15 protein-coding genes are annotated in these 18,160 nt (G+C 56.5%); 10 read left to right on the forward strand and 5 right to left on the reverse strand.

All coding sequences use genetic code 11. The annotated features are described in order from the left end of the window. Nucleotides 1–138 precede the first annotated feature (138 nt). The 3 genes from lptD (at nt 139) to LAO21_06450 (ending at nt 3,904) form a co-directional block, all read left to right on the forward strand. Nucleotides 139–2,385, forward strand: a complete 2,247-nt coding sequence (lptD, locus tag LAO21_06440; GenBank protein ID MBZ5552341.1) for an LPS assembly protein LptD — start codon at nt 139–141, stop codon at nt 2,383–2,385. A 300-nt stretch (nt 2,386–2,685) separates the two neighbouring features. Beyond that, the gene (locus tag LAO21_06445; GenBank protein MBZ5552342.1) at nt 2,686–3,417 is read left to right on the forward strand and encodes a zinc ribbon domain-containing protein; all 732 of its coding nucleotides are present in this window, start codon (nt 2,686–2,688) and stop codon (nt 3,415–3,417) included. A 52-nt stretch (nt 3,418–3,469) separates the two neighbouring features. Next, nucleotides 3,470–3,904, forward strand: a complete 435-nt coding sequence (locus LAO21_06450) for a DUF2752 domain-containing protein (GenBank protein ID MBZ5552343.1) — start codon at nt 3,470–3,472, stop codon at nt 3,902–3,904. Nucleotides 3,905–3,967: 63 nt separating this feature from the next. Here the strand turns inward: LAO21_06450 and gatB are convergent, their stop codons facing one another. Further along, nucleotides 3,968–5,614 carry an Asp-tRNA(Asn)/Glu-tRNA(Gln) amidotransferase subunit GatB gene (gene gatB, locus LAO21_06455; protein ID MBZ5552344.1) on the reverse strand — a complete coding sequence of 549 codons (1,647 nt, stop codon included), beginning with the start codon at nt 5,612–5,614 and terminating at the stop codon, nt 3,968–3,970. A 52-nt stretch (nt 5,615–5,666) separates the two neighbouring features. On the opposite strand from gatB, the gene LAO21_06460 reads away from it, so the two are divergent. The 7 genes from LAO21_06460 to LAO21_06490 all read left to right on the forward strand — a co-directional run bounded on the left by LAO21_06460 (nt 5,667) and on the right by LAO21_06490 (nt 11,965). Then, the gene (locus LAO21_06460; GenBank protein ID MBZ5552345.1) at nt 5,667–5,858 is read left to right on the forward strand and encodes a hypothetical protein; all 192 of its coding nucleotides are present in this window, start codon (nt 5,667–5,669) and stop codon (nt 5,856–5,858) included. Nucleotides 5,859–6,158: 300 nt separating this feature from the next. After that, complete coding sequence (locus tag LAO21_06465; protein ID MBZ5552346.1) at nt 6,159–7,181, forward strand: peptidylprolyl isomerase; 1,023 nt, start codon at nt 6,159–6,161, stop codon at nt 7,179–7,181. 106 nt (nt 7,182–7,287) lie between these two features. Then, entirely contained in the window at nt 7,288–7,560 is a 273-nt protein-coding gene (locus LAO21_06470; protein MBZ5552347.1) for an RNA-binding S4 domain-containing protein, read from the forward strand. Nucleotides 7,561–7,593: 33 nt separating this feature from the next. Next, nucleotides 7,594–8,640 (forward strand): HD domain-containing protein, encoded by a 1,047-nt coding sequence (locus LAO21_06475; protein ID MBZ5552348.1) that lies wholly within the window; start codon nt 7,594–7,596, stop codon nt 8,638–8,640. Nucleotides 8,641–8,796: 156 nt separating this feature from the next. Further along, nucleotides 8,797–9,135: a BlaI/MecI/CopY family transcriptional regulator gene (locus LAO21_06480; protein MBZ5552349.1), complete on the forward strand. Its 339-nt coding sequence runs from the start codon at nt 8,797–8,799 to the stop codon at nt 9,133–9,135. 113 nt (nt 9,136–9,248) lie between these two features. Then, on the forward strand, nt 9,249–10,535 hold the full coding sequence (locus tag LAO21_06485; GenBank protein ID MBZ5552350.1) for an insulinase family protein: 1,287 nt from the start codon (nt 9,249–9,251) through the stop codon (nt 10,533–10,535). Nucleotides 10,536–10,672: 137 nt separating this feature from the next. Further along, a complete protein-coding gene (locus LAO21_06490; GenBank protein MBZ5552351.1) occupies nt 10,673–11,965 on the forward strand; it encodes an insulinase family protein in 1,293 nt (430 codons plus the stop codon). A gap of 202 nt (nt 11,966–12,167) precedes the next feature. On the opposite strand, the gene LAO21_06495 is transcribed toward LAO21_06490, so the two are convergent. The 4 genes from LAO21_06495 to LAO21_06510 form a co-directional block, all read right to left on the reverse strand. Further along, nucleotides 12,168–13,148, reverse strand: a complete 981-nt coding sequence (locus LAO21_06495; GenBank protein MBZ5552352.1) for a peptidylprolyl isomerase — start codon at nt 13,146–13,148, stop codon at nt 12,168–12,170. Continuing rightward, a complete protein-coding gene (gene mfd, locus LAO21_06500) occupies nt 13,149–16,688 on the reverse strand; it encodes a transcription-repair coupling factor (protein MBZ5552353.1) in 3,540 nt (1,179 codons plus the stop codon). Nucleotides 16,689–16,763: 75 nt separating this feature from the next. Further along, nucleotides 16,764–17,270 (reverse strand): D-glycero-beta-D-manno-heptose 1-phosphate adenylyltransferase, encoded by a 507-nt coding sequence (gene rfaE2 / locus LAO21_06505; protein ID MBZ5552354.1) that lies wholly within the window; start codon nt 17,268–17,270, stop codon nt 16,764–16,766. After that, complete coding sequence (locus LAO21_06510; GenBank protein ID MBZ5552355.1) at nt 17,267–18,112, reverse strand: CPBP family intramembrane metalloprotease; 846 nt, start codon at nt 18,110–18,112, stop codon at nt 17,267–17,269. The genes rfaE2 and LAO21_06510 overlap by 4 nt, the downstream gene beginning before the upstream one ends. Nucleotides 18,113–18,160 lie beyond the last annotated feature (48 nt).

Genomic DNA, 18,160 nt, shown 5'->3' on the forward strand with positions numbered 1-18,160 from the left:
AAAAAGGGGAGGGACTGGCGACCTCAGACCGTCGAGCCGTCGATTGAGTTCATCCCGCTTTAGATTTTAACCGGGCCTTTCCGCGTGTGCATCAGACTTGCTTCATTCACAAAAACTCCGGGTCTTGCGCAGGTGCATTTGAAGAGGCGATCCTCCCTACTCCTGGTTCCATCCTTTATATTCTTCGCCCTGTCATGCCTTTGTGGCCAGAGGGGTGAACTGCTCCTGGCCCAGCCAGCTTCTGCTGCCAAGGCGGAGACCTCGGCTCCCCCTGTCCAGCTCTTAGTAGGAGAAGATCTCCTCACCATCAAGGCGGTTCACCAGGAACAAACGGAGAAGCATAAATATCTGTTGCGCGGGAAGGCAGAGATCGATTACCGCGACATGAAGTTCTATGCGGACGAGATGACCTATGATGATGAAACAGGCGACGTGGAGGCCACGGGGCACGTCCACTTTGAACGGGAGGTGGAAACCATATCGGGCTCCCGTCTGAAGATGAATGTCATTTCGAAGACCGGCGTGATCTATGAGGCCAAGGGAAAGGCGACTCCCAATTTCTTTTTTGAAGGCGCCGAGATCCACAAAATCGGGGAAGACAAATACAAGGTCATAGACGGGACCGTGACGGCGTGCAAGGGGGAAGTCCCCAAGTGGTCGTTCCACGCTCAGAGTGCCGTGGTCAGCGTCGAAAAGTCGGTTTTTCTGCAGCATGCCACTTTCAAAATCAAGCGCATCCCGCTCTTCTATTTTCCATATGCCGCCGCGCCCGTGACCAAACGCGAGCGGCAAACAGGTTTCTTGATTCCGACCACTGGATCGTCCTCGCAAAAAGGCCGGACCGTGGGTGACGCCTTCTATTGGGCCATGGATCGTTCCGCTGACCTGCTCTTTACCGGGGAATACTTTTCAGCCCGGGGGTGGGCCGAAGAATTGCAATTTCGCGCCCGCCCCAGCGAAACGAACTACATTAATGTGTTTGGTTTTCACGTCAACGACCGGAAGGGCCAGGGCGGGCAGAGCGCCAAGGTCGGGGCCAGCTATGTTTTCGCGAATGGTTTTCGCGCCGTCGCTGACGTCAATTACGTCAGCTCCATTACCTTTCGCCAGGTGTTCGGAGATTCCTTCAATGCCATTGTGCTGCCTGACCAGACTTCGCAGGCCTTCGTGGGGCGCAACTACGATTCCTATAGCCTGAACTTTGACCTCTACCGGAACGAGACTTTTTTTGATCAGGGGGCGGTCATTCTTCGGCGGTTTCCCGCGGCCGAGTTCTCGGTCATGCCCCGGGAGATCAAAGACCTCCCGATCTATTTCTCTTTCGATTCCGCGGTGGACGGGATCCATCGGCTTGATCCGGGGGTCTCGACTCCCAATATCACCCAGCGGATCGATTTTGCCCCACGCATCACCTTCCGCCTCCCCGCGATTCTGGGAGCGTACTTCACCCCGTCCCTTGAATTTCGCGAAACGGGCTACCGCAACCGCCTCCAATCCTCCAATGCCGCGCCTGAAGCGCTCAACCGGACCTCGGGAGAATTCCGCCTGGATTTCAGGGGACTCGGACTGGAGCGCATCTACGAACACAAGGGGGGATGGTGGGGGGATCGCTTCAAACATGTCATCGAACCCGAAGTGACTTACCGTCTGGTGCGCGGGGTCAGCGACATCGACCAGATTATCCGGTTTGATGAACGCGATGTGCTGGTCAACACCAATGAGTTCGAATATGGGATTACGAACCGGATCTTTACGCGGCGCGACGAAGGGGCCGGGTCCGACCAGACGCGCGAGTTGCTGAGCTGGAAGATCTCGCAAAAATATTTTTTTGACCCCACGCTGGGCGGCACCATCGTACCGGGGCGGCGCAATGTATTTGATGCCCTGCAGGATTTAACAGGTTTCGCCTTCTCTGACGGACCCCGGCGTTTCTCACCCATCGTCTCGCTGCTCCGCTTCAGTCCCCGCGACGGGTGGAGCGGAGACCTCCGGTTCGATTACGACACGTTAATCCACCAAATCCGGAGCTCAAGCGTGACTGCGAATGTTTCAAATCCCGGGCGCTTTCTCTCCTTCACCTATTTTATGACGCGCCAGCATGATCCTTTGACGATCGCCTCGAACCAGGTGCGGGCCACGTTTGGCGTGGGCAATTTCAACAAACCCGGGATCTCCTCGGCTTTTTCAATCAGCTACGACGTGAAAAGGTCCACGATTCAGAACAGCGTCGTCCAGCTCGGCTATAACTGGGACTGCTGCGGAGTCACACTGGAGTTCAGGGAGTTCAACATCGGCCTTCGGAATGAGACCCAGTTTCGCTTTTCCTTTTCCCTCCTGAATGTGGGATCATTCGGAAACTTGAAACGCCAGGAACGGTTGTTCTAGGAGCGACACAGGCAGGTTTAGAGATGTGTTTCGGAGGCCAAGAGACCCTGGAAGAAGGTGCCAGGGGTCGGGTGTCAGGTGTCAGAAGAAGGCGGTCTTGGGAGTAATCATTGAACCCGGAAAGTAAGGAAACAGCAGTCCGAGAGGGAAACGAGTCAGCCTCTGAAGATGGACGTCTGACCGGCCTTGTGTATAGAATGACCTGCCCGAATTGTTCTTTCAAATCTTTGCGGTCTGGCTCTTTCCGCCCGACACCTGGTACCTGACACCAGACACCTTTCCCTATCCAAGGAGGCAGCCATGTTCTGTCAATTCTGTGGGGCTCAGATTGAACCCAACAGCCGGTTTTGTCAAAAGTGCGGACGCGCCCAGTCGGTGGGAGGAGCGGGTGGTATGCCCCCTCCGGGGATGCCTCCCGGCTACCAGCCTCCGCTCCAACCTCCGCCCCCGTTTGTTCCACCGCCGGGGGTGCATGCACAAATCGGACATTGGATTGGCTCCGGCTGGCATCTGGTGAAAGAAGAACTGGGCTTGTTCATGCTGTTAAGCCTGCTCTTCGTTCTTCTCAACGGGCTTGTCCCAATCCTCCTGCAGGGACCGCTCATCGCCGGATTCTACATTGTCTGTACGAAGAAGTTGCTGTACGGCCGCTTTGAGCTCGGCGATTTCTTCAAGGGATTCAATTTCTTTGTGGCGGCACTGGTTGCGAGCCTGATTATTACAGTGTTCACGGCTATTGGGACGATCTTTTGCATCATCCCCGGTCTCGTGATTGCCGCGATGTATCAGTTTACCTACTTGTTCATAATCGACAAGAAGATGGATTTCTGGCCTGCCATGCAGGCCAGCCACGCGCTGGTGAAGAACGACTATTTTGGATTCACCCTCTTCTTCATTGCGGCCATCTTGTTGAATATCATTGGTCTGATCTGTTGTGTGGTCGGGGTTCTGGCGACGCTCCCAATCCTTTATGCCGCAGTGACGGTGGCATACAAAGAAATGGTCGGTTTTGAACCCACCACGAATTTTTGAGTGGATGAATCGGACCCCTTGAAAGGGGGCCTTCTGCTGGAGGCTTGGGCTCGTGGAGACCATGCTTACTTATGCCAAAATGACTTTGCGCAGGGCTGGCGGAGATCGGGCAGGAGCGGTATGGCAGGTTGTTGTCGCTGGTCTGGCACTCCTGTCCCTCCGATTTTACGACGTGCCACTGCAGCCGAAGTTCACGATGTGCGGTTTTCACTGGCTCACGGGCAGACCCTGCCCGTTCTGTGGCATGACCCGTGCTCTGTCCCAATTGGCAAAGGGCTGCTGGAGGGAGGCGTTTCATTTCAACGCCCTCAGTCCACTCGTGTTTCTCGTTCTGTCCGGGGCTTTGGTGGGCGGGATCCTGCAACTCGGAGGTTGGGATTTCGGGGGCCGGGTGTTTCCGGCGTCGGTGCGCAAGAACTTTTGGCCGGGGTGTCTCGTCTTGTTTTTGGGCTTTGGGTTACTGCGGGTTTTCCAGATCGTCCCTTGATGGACCGGTAGGGCGATCCGCCGCGGGGGACCGCCCTAAGTGTGGGACTCTCTGCGCGGTCGCTTAGGGTTCCTCCAGAACCTTTTTCACGACCTCGTTCACCATCTGTGGGTTTGCTTGACCCTGGGTCGCCTTCATGACTTGGCCGACGAACCACGCCAGGTTCCCCGTCTTGCCGCTCCGGTATTTGGCGACATTTTCCGGGGACGAAGCAGCCACATCCCGCGCGATCTTCTCCAGGGCGATCACGTCGCTGATCTGAATGAGATTCTTCTCATCGACGATCATGCGGGGCCACTTCCCCGTCGCGAACATTTCCTCAAAGACGATCTTTCCAATTTTTCCGGAGATGGTTCCCCCCTCAATCAAATCGACCAACTCGGCGATGTGAGCGGGAGAGATCCTGCTGTCGTGAAGGTCGAGGCTGGAGTTGTTGAGAGCTGCCGTCAAATCCCCCTTCAACCAGTTGAGCACCGGCTTTGGCTTTCTGCAAAGCCGGACGGTCTCCTCAAAGAATTCAGCAAAAGCTCTTGAAGACGCCAGCCAGTCCGCGTCGACCTCGGGGAGGCCATACTGTTCAATCAAACGGCCTCTTTTGGCATCCGGAAGTTCCGGCATCGTCTTCCGGGTGTCTTCGACAAAGGACTCTTCAACCACCAGGGGCAAAAGATCAGGTTCTGGAAAGTACCGGTAGTCGTGAGCCTCTTCCTTGCTGCGCATCGAATAACTCTTTCCTTCGTCTGCGTTCCACAGTCGCGTCTCCTGCACGATCTGGCCGCCCGATTCCAGGATTTCCACCTGACGGCGTATCTCATATTCCATCGCCTTTTGCAGGAAACGAAAGGAATTCAGGTTCTTGAGTTCGGTGCGCGTTCCGAATTGAGAGGCGCCCACGGGTCTCACCGAAACATTGGCATCACAACGCAGGTTCCCTTTTTCCATGTCGCAGTTGCACACTTCGGTCGTCTCGAGGATGGCCTTCAATTTGGAGAGATAGGCATAAGCTTCGGCGGTCGAACGGAGATCCGGTTCCGAGACGATTTCCACCAGGGGGACCCCGCTGCGGTTGAGGTCGATGTAACTTTTCTCGGCGCTGTCCGGGAATCCGTCATGGAGGGATTTGCCCGCATCCTCCTCAATGTGCAAACGGGTGATTCCGACCCGCTTGGCTGTGCCGTTCAGCTGGATGGTAATCGCCCCGTGTTCTGAAATGGGCCTGTCGTATTGGGAGATTTGGTACCCCTTGGGGAGGTCGGGATAAAAATAGTTCTTCCGCGCAAATTGCGAGATTCGATTGATGTGACAGCCGAGTGCGAGGGCAGCGCGAACTGCCAGTCGCACGACCTCGCGGTTCAGCACGGGCAAGGCCCCGGGCAACCCCAGGCAGACGGGGCAGGTGTTTGAGTTCGGGGGAGCCCCAAACTCCGTCGAACAGGCGCAAAAGCACTTCGTCCGGGTCAGCAATTGCGCATGGACTTCCAATCCGATGACGGGTTCGTATTCCACAGGTTCTCCTTGGTCGGGAGCGCTTAGTGTACCACAAGGGAGTGGAGAGGACCTCGGATGGAGAGCAGGGGGGTTCCTCCCCGGCTGCAGTCGTGACGGAGACAATGTGACCGGCGACACACACCGGGATCCTTCCCTGGTGTAACTTAGGCTCGCTCCAGCAAACGTAGTCTTCTCCCTGGGGCCTGAAACGACTTCCGCCATGACGCCCGATATGTCGATACTGCTCGAATGGATGACGGGGAGGCGCATGGAAATGCATTCCCTGAACTCTCAGTGGGGTCCCTCTCACCTCCTGACCAGCGTGGTTGCCTGCTTTGCTAACATGATGGGCTACACCTGGTTTCAATCCGACCTGCAGGACTTTCCCCTCTACGCGCAATTCAAGGGTTTCCTTGAAACCGCCGAAAAATCCTTCCATCGAAATTCTGTGACCCGGCACCGCTGATCGCAGGCTGAATTGCTTAAAGAAGAGTAGACGGGCCCGCAACGCCCGGCTCGCCCCCTTTCGACGGTGGGGACAAGGAAATTACTTTTGGAAGCGCCACTGCGCACATGGACCCGCCTCAAACGGATCGAATCTCCCACCCCGGCGAAAACAGAAATATCCCGCATTATTCAACGATATCATGACTGATCCCTCTCTTTCGCCACGGGCTCACGGAATTGACATCCCTTTTCCAGTGCGTATAATGCTGGCTGGATTTGAGACATCAAACCCAAAGAGTCCTCGTGAGGAAGTGAACGCATGAAAAAGTCTGTAGTCATGGCAATCTGCCTGTTCTTTGTGGCCGGTGTCGCGAGCCGGGCTGACCAGAAGGTATTGGAAGAAATCGTGGCGCGAGTGAATGACGATATCATCACCCGGTCGGACTTCGAAAAGAGCAAACAACAGCTGCGTCAGGAACTGGGACAGCAGTTTTTTGCCGCGGACCTGGAGCGCGAGATAGCGGCCAAAGAGAAGAATGTGCTGCGCGATCTCATCGACCAGCTCCTTCTCATCCAGAAGGCCAAGGAACTGGGGATCGGGGTGGACACGGAACTCGTCAAGACGCTCGACCGGTACCGGGAGGAAAACCACCTGAAAACGCTCGACGATCTGGAGCGTGAAGTGACCCGGCAGGGACTCAACTATGAAGATTTCAAGAGCAACATTCGGAATGGCTTGTTCACTCAGGCCGTAATTCGGCAGGAAGTCGGACGGCGGATTCAGATCACCCAGGAGGAAATTAACAAGTTTTACGAGGCTCACAAGAAGGAATTTGAGCGCCCGGAAGAAGTGAGGTTTCGCGAGATCCTGATTTCCACTGAGGGCAAAGAGGATGCCCAGGTCAAGGAAGCGGCCAAAAAAGCGGCCGATCTTGTGGCTCGTGCGAAAAAGGGGGAGGACTTTGCCGACCTCGCCAAGAAGTATTCGGATGGGCCGACGGCGAAAGAGGGAGGTGAGCAGGATTTCATTCAGCGCAACTTGCTCCTCAAGGAGATCGCCGACGTAGTTTTCGCCATGAAGCGAAATCAGGTGAGCGACCCGATCCTCACAAAATTTGGATATAAGATTATTAAGATGGAAGACAAGCATGATTCCGGGATCCCGACGGTCGACAAAGTCAATGACCAGATTACCAATATCCTCTACATGCAACAGCTCGCCCCGGAGTTGCGGGAGTATCTCGGCCAGCTGCGGCAGGAATCCTTTCTGGAAGTCAAATCGGGCTATGTGGATACCGGGGCGGTGTCTTCCGAAGTCAAATCGGAGGCCAAGTCGAATTAACACCGATACGCATTTCGACCTGGGGACGACGGGTGGCCCCGATTCGGATTGAACTTAGAGGGGCGGCGTGAAAGAAGATGATTCATCGAACCCCGGTCCTCCGCGTCTGCGTTTGGATTTGTTCCTCAAGTGGAGTGGCTTGATCCGGCGTCGTACCTTGTCCAAATGGTTGTGCGAGCGGGGAGCGATCCGGGTGAATGAGCAAGTGGCCAAGCCGGGACGGGCCGTCACAGTGGGGGATCGCATACTTATCCTGCGTGGAGACCGGCGGCAGATGGTCGAGGTGCTTGATCTGCCGGTAAAGGTGCTGACCCGTCGCTCCAATTCGCCGGACCCCCACGGGTCCGCCGAATGGTACCGCGTCATCAATCCGGAGTAGGAACAACCGCCGATCAGTTTCTGCCGCGAGACTATGAAACAAAAATTCATCCGGGACTTCGAAGCCAATTCTGTCATTACGGAGACCTTTCTGGTCCGCGCCAAAGAGCTGCGTTCCAAGAAGTCCGGTGAGCCCTACCTCTCTCTTGTTCTCTCGGACAAGACGGGCGATCTCGACGCGAAAATGTGGGATAACGTGGAGGAATTCGATCCGCTCTTCGACAAAGATCATTTCATCAAAGCGAAGGGCCTGGTCCAGATCTACCGTAACAAGCCGCAGATGACGCTGCATAAGCTGCGACGCGTGGAGGACCATGAAGTCGACTTCATGGATTTCTTTCCCTCGACCTCGAAGGACGTCGAGCAGATGTATGCGGAGCTGTTGGACGTGGTGGCCGGCTTCACCCAACAACCGCTCCAGGCAGTCATGCAGGAGTTGCTCCTGGACAGTGATGTGATGTGTCGATTGAAGCGGGCGCCCGCGGCCAAGAGCATGCACCATGCCTACCTGGGTGGATTGTTGGAGCATATCGTTTCGCTCTGCCGATTGGCGCGCCTTGTGGGTCAAAATTATCAGAACATCAACCTCGACCTGCTGTTGGCCGGCGCCATCCTTCACGATATTGGAAAAATCTACGAACTGTCCTATGAGCGGGGCTTTGGCTATTCGACCAAGGGGCAACTGCTGGGACACATGGTTCTGGAACTGGAGATGATCAACGGTGTCATCGCCCGCCATCCCGATTTTCCGGCGGAACTCAAGACCATGCTCGCCCATCTCATTATCAGTCACCACGGCGAATATGAATTCGGTTCTCCCAAGCTCCCCATGACGGTGGAGGCACTGATTCTTCACAAACTGGACGATCTGGACTCCAAGATTCAGGCGATGCAGTGGATGATCGAGCGCGACAGCAGTCTCGAAGGGGAGTGGACGAGTTACAGCCAGATTCTTCAACGGCCGATCTTTCGAGGTCCCCGGAGGCCGCCGGCTTCCGAGACGTCTCCCAATCGGAGCCCGAAGCTCACCGAAACGGTGGCACCGGCCGTCGGGCCCGAGAGCGTCAAAAACAAACCTTAAGCCCCATGAACGTTGTTCCTGCGTGGGCCGGTCTGGACAATACCCAACACCGTGGCTGAACCCGCCCCGATCCACCAGAAACTGACTCCTAGGCCGACCAAGGACCGACGCCACCGCGAGCACGCGATGTTCCTTACGGTTCAAGAATTGGAATTAATGAAGATCGTTTGGGACTTGGGGGAAGCCAGCGTGGCCCAGGTGCGGCAGCGCTATCAACCTGAGCACAACCGAGCCTACACCACCATCATGACGGTTCTTTCCCGCCTGGAGAAGAAAGGAATGCTCAAACAGCGCAAGTCCGGGAAAGCCTTTTTTTATTCGGCCGTTCATTCGCGGGAGTCGGTGGCGGAGGCGGCCATCGATAATCTGGCCCGTATTTTTTTCAATGGTTCACGAGATTCAGTTGCTGAATTCTGCCGCCAGGGCCCTGCCGTCTCCTCCCCTTCTGCGCCATCGACTCCGGACACCGGGATAATCGACGAAACCCTCCTCTAAGGCTGATTCGGCCTGTCGCCTCTACAAATCTTATCGCCGGGATCGGAATTCAGTTTGACAAATTCCCGGTTTTCGATTTCAATCGGATTTTTCCGACCCCTATGAGACCTGTCATGACTGAGCGAACGACAGACACCAGTTCGTCCGCCGCCTCGTTGCAGCGCCGGCCCATCGTCAGAACCGTTCTGCCCAACGGACTGACGGTGTTGACCAAGGAAGTTCCACAATCCCCCGTCGTCTCGACAATCGTTTTTTATCGCGTCGGTTCGCGCAACGAAGAGGCAGGACAAACGGGCAAGTCGCATTTCCTCGAGCACATGCTGTTCAAGGGGACCACCAAGTACCCCAAGGGATCGATCGATCACACCACGCTCGTGAACGGCGGCGCCAACAATGCCTTCACCAGCGAAGATTGCACCGCTTATTACTTTGACTTTTCCGCAGACCGGTTTGATGTGGCGCTCGACATCGAGGCCCAGCGGATGGTCGACACTCAGTTCTTTCCGGAAGAATTTGAGCATGAGAAGCAAGTGGTCATCGAGGAATTGAAAATCAATCTGGATTCGCCCTGGGGCGCGTTGGGCCAGGAGGTTCGGGCGACCGCGTTCAAGGTCCATCCCTATCGGCATCCCGTGGTGGGATGGATCGAAGATCTGGCCAAGTCATCACGCCAGGAAATGGAGGCCTACTACCGTCGGTTCTATCATCCCAACAATGCCATCCTGGTCCTGGTGGGAGGGTTTGCGACGGACCGCGTTCTGAGAACGGTCGAATCCACCTTTGGTGTGATCCCCCGGGGGGCCGATATTCCGCCGGTGAAGATCACCGAGCCGCCGCAGCAAGGTGAGAAACGGGTCACCCTGAAGCGTCCGTCACAGATCGAACGAATTCATATGGCCTATCATGCGCCGAGCGTGTCCGAGGCCGAGGGGTATGCGCTGCGACTGGCCGCGCTCACCCTCTCAGGAGGCAGGTCCTCCCGTCTTTATCAGAGAATGATCGAACGCGAACGGTCGGCCGTAAGTGTCTCCGTGGAATTCTCCGAGTCGGTCGATCCGACCCTTCTTGAGGTTCGGGCTGAGGTGGTTCCCGAGAAGACCCTCGACGGGGTGGAGGCCGCGATCAGCGAAGAGGCCTCCCGGTTGCAGGAGGAACTCCTGACGCAAAATGAGTTGGAGAAGACGAAGAACATGATTGAAGCCCACTTTGAGTTCGGCCGGGAGAGGACCCTGAATGAAGCCATTCAAATGGGCTATGCCGAAGCGATCATCGGCTACGAACATTTGGATACGTATGTGGACCGGATTCGCGCCGTGACCGCTGAAGAGGTGCGGGGTGCGGCACAGAAATATCTGGGAATGGATAATCGCACGGTCGGCTGGCTGCGATTCAAAAAATAAAACAGAAGACGACGGGCGCCTGAGGGGTCGAACTTGTGTTGGGCGCGACTTCCCGGATCAACATTTTGGAAGAGGCCCTGTGTCCATGCTTGTGAGAGGGATGAGACACGGTGCGAGGAGAGCTCGGATTACGGCCCATGACCCCATCCTCAGTTGACAAAAGACCTTTGGCCTTTAACACCTCAGACATCATCAAGAAGATTCTTCCGAACGGGTTGACCCTGCTTGTTTGCGAGCGGCACAACACCTCAACCATATCGATCGAGGTGTCGCTGCTGGCAGGGTCCCGCCTCGAAACCGACGAAGTCGCCGGGCTCGCGTCCTTGACGGGGCGGTTGTTGACCGAGGGTACCACCTCCCGGAGCGCGGAGGAGATTGCGCTCACCATCGAGTCGGTCGGGGGCTCGATGGACTCGGGCACGGGGACGGAAGGCGCCGTGGTTTCCGCTTCGACGCTTTCCCGGGATTTTGACCTGGGCATGGAGCTCTGTGCCGACGTGCTCCTGCAACCTGCCTTTGAAGTCGATCGCGTGACCCACGAAAGAGAAAAAACCATCTCGGAAATCCGAAGCGCACAGGATCGGCCCCGGACCGTGCTCGACTGGAAATTTAATGAATTGATATACGGGACCCACCCCCTGCATCGACCCTCCGTGGGTTACGAGGCCTCTGTAGCAAGAATTGATCGGGACCAGATCGTGGACTTCCACCGGAGATTTTTTGTCCCGGGCCATTGCTCGGTTTCCGTCGTGGGTGACTTTGAAAGCGAAGTCATCATGCCCAAATTAGAGAAAATCTTTGGATCCTGGACAGCAATCGCATCCCCCGTCCCCGAGATCCCCGGGGTTGAGCGGCAGGCAACGTCGATTGAAGAATTTGTCCCGATGGATAAAGAGCAAGTCAATATCTATATCGGTCATCTAGGGATTCGACGCTCCAATCCGGATTATTATCCATTGAATGTCCTGGATGTGATTCTGGGGAGTGCCCCGGGGTTCACGTCGCGCATTCCGAAGCGGCTGCGGGATGAGCAAGGACTGGCCTACTCCACCTTTGCCAATATCACTCAATCCTCCGGACTTGACCCCGGGCGCTTCGTGGCCTACATCGGGACCTCCCCCGAAAACCGGCAACGGGCGATCGAGGGAATTTTCGGGGAGATCCGGAAGGTTGTAGAACAGCCCGTGGCGCCGGATGAACTCCGCGACGCCAAGCAGTATCTGACCGGAAGTTTCGTGTTCCAGTTTCAGACTAATTCTCAAATCGCACACTTCATGATTCTCGCGGAACGCTACGGGCTGGGCTTTGACTATGTGGAGAAATATCCCGAGTTGATCAACGCCGTGACGATCGACGACCTTTCCCGGGTGGCGACCACCTATCTTCACCCGGAGGCTGCGACCGTCGTGGTGGTTGGACCGAAACGCTGAAGACCTAAATTCCAAAATCCAAAGTCCAAACAAATTCCGAAAATCAATTCCAAAACAATCTTCATGCCACGAACACTGGTTGTTCCTCCTCAGCAGATCAAGCGGCCGGGTGCAAAGAGGCTGGTTTTCCCTTACTAAATTCGATATGGAGGCGTTTGGATTTTGGGTTTTGTTTGGAATTTGGATTTTGGAATTTGCCTTCTTATCCCCCTCCCCTTTCGGGGCTGTATTTGAAGCCGAGATTCTGAAACTGAATCACGATGGCCGTGGCTGTTCGCAGGCGGGCAATCTCCTGGGCCAATGCTTCTTTTCGGCGCTCGCTGGCGAGCAGGGTTTGAATTCTCTGTCGAGATTCTCCAAAGGGGACGACACGTCCCGGCCGGATCGCCTTCAATTTGAAGATGTGGAAGCCGAAGTCGGTTTGGACCACTCCCGAGTGCTGCTCCGGCTTCAAGCCCATCACCACTTTTTCCAGTTGTTCGGGCAGTTCGCCCCGACCGAACCAACCCAGATCACCCCCCTTGGAAGCGAGTTCATTCCTGGAGTATTTGCGGGCGAGCGATTCGAATGACTTCTTCTTGGCCAACATTCCCTCGATGGCGCGGGCCAAGGGTTCGTCTTTTACAAGGATTTCAGCGACGTGGTAACGCTCGGGTTCCTGGAAGAATCCCAGATGAGACTCATAATATTTCTTTTCTTCGCTGAGGGAGGGATTGGAGCGGAGGGGACCCATCGACTGAAGATAACGATTAATGATCAGGTTATCCCGGGCCTGCTCGAATCGTCGTTCATTCCCGGTGTGCAGGGTCTTGTCCTGATTTGAGCCGGGCACGAGGGCGCTGTTGGCGAGGAACTCCTGAACATCCTGGTCTGATGCCGTCACCTGACGGTGCCGGGCGGCTTGAAGCAGCAGCCGTTCGTCAATGGCACGGTCAAGAAGCCCACTCAGCACCCCGTCATTCCGGGGAAGGGGACTCGTGGATTCGGGAAACCTCTCCTGGAGGTAGACCTCGAATTGGGCGGCGCTGAAGTCTTCATTTCCAATCCGGGCGAGGGTTCGATTGGGGTCTCGATTATCGCCCCCCGAAGGCCCGGCTGAGGGCGCTCGGCAACCCCCGGCAATTGCCATTCCCAGGGCAAGCACCATAATTTCGAGAGGACGGATGCGGAGGTGAGGAGCCATTCAGTGAACTCCAACGGGACTCATGAGTTCGTGCAGGACTTCACGCGTGCGCCCCAAAATGTAGGACGGCATTGTTTTTTCCATTTGGATTTTAATCCGGCCGTTGGGAGAGATCTGAACCCGCGGGTCCCGCTCCACGAGAGCGACCAGCGCCTCCGGGGAGCTCGGCGGATGATCGTGAAACTGCATATACACAGTAGCCCGGTCCCGATCGATGGACTTGACCTGCATTGATTCTGCCAGCGACTTCAGTTGCGCATAAGTGAGCAAATTCCGAACGGACTCCGGCAGCGCCCCGAATCGGTCAATTAACTCCTCGCGGATGCGCACCGCCTCCGCATCCGAACGGATGTTGGACACGCGCTTGTAAGTCACCAGGCGCAGGTTTTCGTCGGTGATATAGGTGGGGGGAATCTTGATGTCCACGAGGAGATTGATTGTGGTACGGATTTCCGGAGGCACCTCTTCGCCTTTCAGCTCCTGAACGGTCCTTTCGAGGAGCTGGCAATAGGTTTCGAATCCGATGGAGTTGATGTACCCGTGCTGTCGATGCCCCAGCAGTGTGCCGGCGCCTCGAAGTTCCAGATCCAGAGCGGCGATCCGGAAACCCGAACCCAGATCACTGAATTCCTTAAGCGCATTGAGCCGACGCCGGGCGATGGGCGACAGCCCCTGGTCAGGGGGGACCAGCAGGTAGGCATACGCCCGCCGGTTGGAGCGACCGACTCGCCCGCGTAATTGGTACATTTGGGCGAGTCCAAACCGGTCGGCCCGATTGACAATGAGCGTGTTCACCAGCGGGATATCGAGCCCGTTTTCGATGAGGGTAGTGGCCACCAGAACGTCGTACTCGTGACCCATGAATTTCAGCATCACTTGTTCCAGGTCATGCTCGCTCATTTGTCCATGGGCCACCGCCACCCGGGCGCGGGGGATATGGCGTTTCACCAGGGCAGCCACGGAGTATATGGACTCGACCCGATTGTGGACGAAATAGGCTTGGCCGCCGCGGTCCAACTCGTGCTCCAGCGCGGTCTGGATCAGCTTGGGATCGAATTTGGTCACTACCGTATTAATGGTCAATCGATCCTTGGGAGGGGTTTCGATGACGCTCATATCGCGAACCCCCATCAGCGACATTTGCAGGGTCCGGGGGATCGGCGTTGCGGTCAGAGTGAGACAATCGATGGACTTTGTGATTTGCTTGAGTCTTTCCTTGTGTGCGACGCCAAAGCGTTGCTCTTCGTCCACGATGACCAATCCGAGGTCCAGGAATTCGACATCTTTGGAAAGCAGGCGGTGGGTGCCAATCACGATGTCAATCTTTCCCGCGGCCACTTGCTCCAGAATCTTCTTCTGCTCTTTCCGGTCGCGGAAGCGGCTGAGCATTTCGATGGAGACCGGGAAGGGTTCGAAGCGGTTCCGAAAGGTGACAAAGTGCTGATAGGCGAGAACTGTGGTGGGGGTCAGGACTGCCACCTGCTTGTGGTCCACCACGGCTTTCAAGGCGGCCCGCATGGCGACCTCGGTTTTACCGTACCCGACATCCCCGCACACCAGGCGATCCATCGGCGAGGGCCGCTCCATGTCCCGTTTGACCTCCTCAATCGTTTGCGCCTGGTCCGGCGTTTCCGTAAATTCAAAGGCGGCTTCAAATTCTCGCATCCATTCGGAGTCGGCCGAGTAAGCTATCCCGGGCTGGATCTTCCGTTCCGCATAAAGCTTGAGGAGATCCTCGGCGAGGTCTCGAATGCGCCGCTTGGCCTTGGACTTGGTGCGTTGCCACGTGGCCCCGCCCAACTTATCCAGAGGCGGCAAGGCTCCACCTGCTCCTGAATACTTTTGAACCAGGTCCAACCGCTCCAGGGGAAGATAAAGCTTGGCATCGTCCTGATACTGCAACACCATGAATTCTTCGGTGGCTTCCCGGAGTTCCAGAGATTTGATCCCCATGAATTTCCCGATGCCATGATCCACGTGGACCATCAGGTCCCCGATTTTCAAGTCGCTGAAATCGGAAATGAATGCCGTTCGCCGGGGGCGGGAGGGGCGAGGTGCGGCGCGATACTCCACCGCTTCGAAGATGTCCAAATCGCCAAACAAAGCCAGACGCTGCTCCGGCAATAGAAATCCCGTGTTCACTTCTCCGATGAAGACGGGAATCGGGGTGGTCAATGCGAGAGGGGGGGCCGTCGAGAGGTCCGCCGCCCGCCCCTCGACGGAACCGTGGTCACGAGAGGAGGGGGGGTGATGCAGGTATTCTCGAAAAACATCTTTAAGGATTTCGGCCTTGGCGCGGGTGCGGACGATGGCCGCCATTTGAAAGTGGCGTGACTCCAAGCTGGCAGCCTCGGCAATGAACTGGCTGAAGCGGCTGTGGAACTTTCGAACGGGCTGGGAGCCCATGAAAAAAGGCGGCTCCGCTGCGGTCGCGTCCGACAGTGCGAGCGTGCTCAGGCGCAGTTGCGCCGTCGAGGCAAATACCGATCCTGCGTCAGCCGCCGGGATGAGAAGCTCTTCGGGCCGGACCAGCGCGTCAAATGTCGGGCTCTTCTCATTAAACTCGCTCTCCGTCTTTCGCCACAGCGCATTCCATTGATCTTCGATCTCCCCTGGCTCGTCGAGAACAAGGATGGGATTCTGGAAATAAGAGAGCAGGGTGTGCTGATAGGGCAGAAGAATCGGGAGTTGAAATTCAATGCCCGCGAACGGTTCGCCCAGTTGGGCCGCCTGGATCTTATCCTCCCAGATCCCGCGACCCTCCGGGGAAATCCTTTCTTCTGCGGCATCGGCCCAGCGTTTGAGCAGGTCCGACGTCACGGGGACATCACGGACGGCCATCAGGTTGAGAGAATCCAGCGTCCGCAGGGAGCGCTGCGTCTCCACACTGAACTGGCGGATCGATTCGATGTTATCACCACAAAATTCAAGGCGCAGCGGCTGGGGTTCTGAAGGCGAAAAGACATCAAGGATACCGCCGCGGATCGAAAACTCCCCCACTCCGCTCACCGGCTCGACGGCATAATAACCGCTTGAAACGAGCCAGGTGCGAAGCTCCTCGATTTCAAGGGCTTGGTCCTTGTATAGGTTTCTTGAAAGCCCGCTGAAAAAATCGGGGGTTGGCCATCGTGACAGCAATACGGCTGGAGAGGTTACCGTGAAGTGTGCTGTGCCGGTTTGGATCTTCGCCAATGCCAGGGCACGCTGTTCAGCAATTTCCGAATGGGGGGAGAGATGGTCGTAAGGCCCGCAATCATAAGCCGGCAAAGCCACGGCGTGAGTCGCCTTCCGCTCGGTGCGTTGCCTGAAGTAAAAATCAATGGAGGCCGCGAAATCTTCGAGAGCTTTTTCCTGGGCGCTGACGATCACGATGGGCCGTTTCAACCGGGCCGCCATGGCCGCCAGAACGGGCGCCTTGAGGCCGTCGGTAAGGCCCTCGAGCACACACGTGCACACCTCGGCTGCCCGGAAACGCGCCAGCAGCGAGTCGAAACCCGAATCGGCTTCGATTGCGCCGAACAAATCCTCAAAACGAGTCATTGAATCTCAGTCGTACACCCGTTTAATGCCCGTGGGCGTTTTCGGGAAGAGCGACCAGATCGGACGCCCTCGAGTTTACTTTTTGCCATAATTCCGGGAGATTGTTTCCAGGATTGCCGTGGTCGAGAACCCCGGAAGAAATTCGATAGAGACCACATGGCCACCGGCCGCTTCCACTTCGGACCGGCCCACGATCTCATCGGGCGCCCAATCGCTCCCCTTCACCAAGACGTCCGGGAGAAGGGCCTGAATGATTTCGCGGGGCGTCGGCTCCGGAAAGATTATGACGAAATCCACGCATTCCAGGGCCCCCAGTATCTCAGCCCGCTCTTCTTGCGGGATGATCGGCCGCGCATCCCCCTTCAGCGCGCTCACGCTCTCGTCGCTGTTGATGGCCACCAGCAGCCGGTCGCCCAGAGCGCGTGCCTTCTCGAGATAGTCCGCATGGCCGGGATGCAGAAGGTCAAAGCAGCCGTTCGTAAAAACCAGGCTCAATCCGGATTCCGAAAGTTGCTTCCGCAGAGGAAGGAACTGCTCCAGCGTGTATATCTTGGCGTGCGGGGCTTGGGTTTGAACTTTCATCGGAGTGCCTGGGGACTGTGCGCCATCGCCTTGGCGACCACGACCGCCATCACCAGCGTGGTGTTGTAAACAAAGTGGATGATCCAGCATGGAGTCAGCAATCCGGTCACGGCACGGGTCAGGGAGAGCACAAAACCGACAAGCACAATAAGCCCGATGGCGGGCCAGCTCCCCCAGAGTTGAAAGACGTGAAGGCCTGAGAAGATCAGCGCGGTCACAACCACGGCGACTGACGGGCCCCCGCGATTTTCGAAGATCGGATACAAAAATCCGCGAAAGATCAACTCTTCAGTGAACGGCGCAATGAGGATTGCGAAGGCTGCAAAATAATAAATGGCATGACCCTGGCTGAGGATTTTTTCGAGCGGTGTTTCTTTCGTTGAGGGGAAAAGTGAAGAGAGGATCATGACCATCACGGCGAGCAGGAGGCCGAGCAGCCCAAAACTCCGCATCACGCCCGAAGGAAGTTTCAAGAGCCTCAGAGAATGAAGGAAATCCAGCTCGTATTTTCGCGTGATCAGGAAATACAGGAAGGTGAGGAGCAGGATGTAGACCAGGAGCTGGGCGATCAGAGCGATGTAAGGGTTGGTCCCTAGCTCCCGGGGCTTCAAGGGCGGCCAGTGGTACAGCCCCTCTAAGGCGAGGTAACCCATCTGGCAAAGCAGCGTCGCAAACAATGTCCCGGCAATAAAAAGTGCCAGCAGGACCAAGGCGTCCCAACCCGTCCAGAATGCGGGTTTGGCCGCCGGTTCCTCCGGAATATGCAGCGGGTCTCCAGGCTCGGGGGGCGTTTCACGAGACGGAGGGGAAGCGGGGTTTGAGGAAAACGGTTCTTCGGACATGAAAATGGATATCTTTATTCTATCAGTTCAATTCAAAGGAGCCACGGG

The sequence above is a fragment of the Terriglobia bacterium genome, from assembly GCA_020073085.1.
Classification (GTDB): domain Bacteria; phylum Acidobacteriota; class Terriglobia; order JAIQFV01; family JAIQFV01; genus JAIQFV01.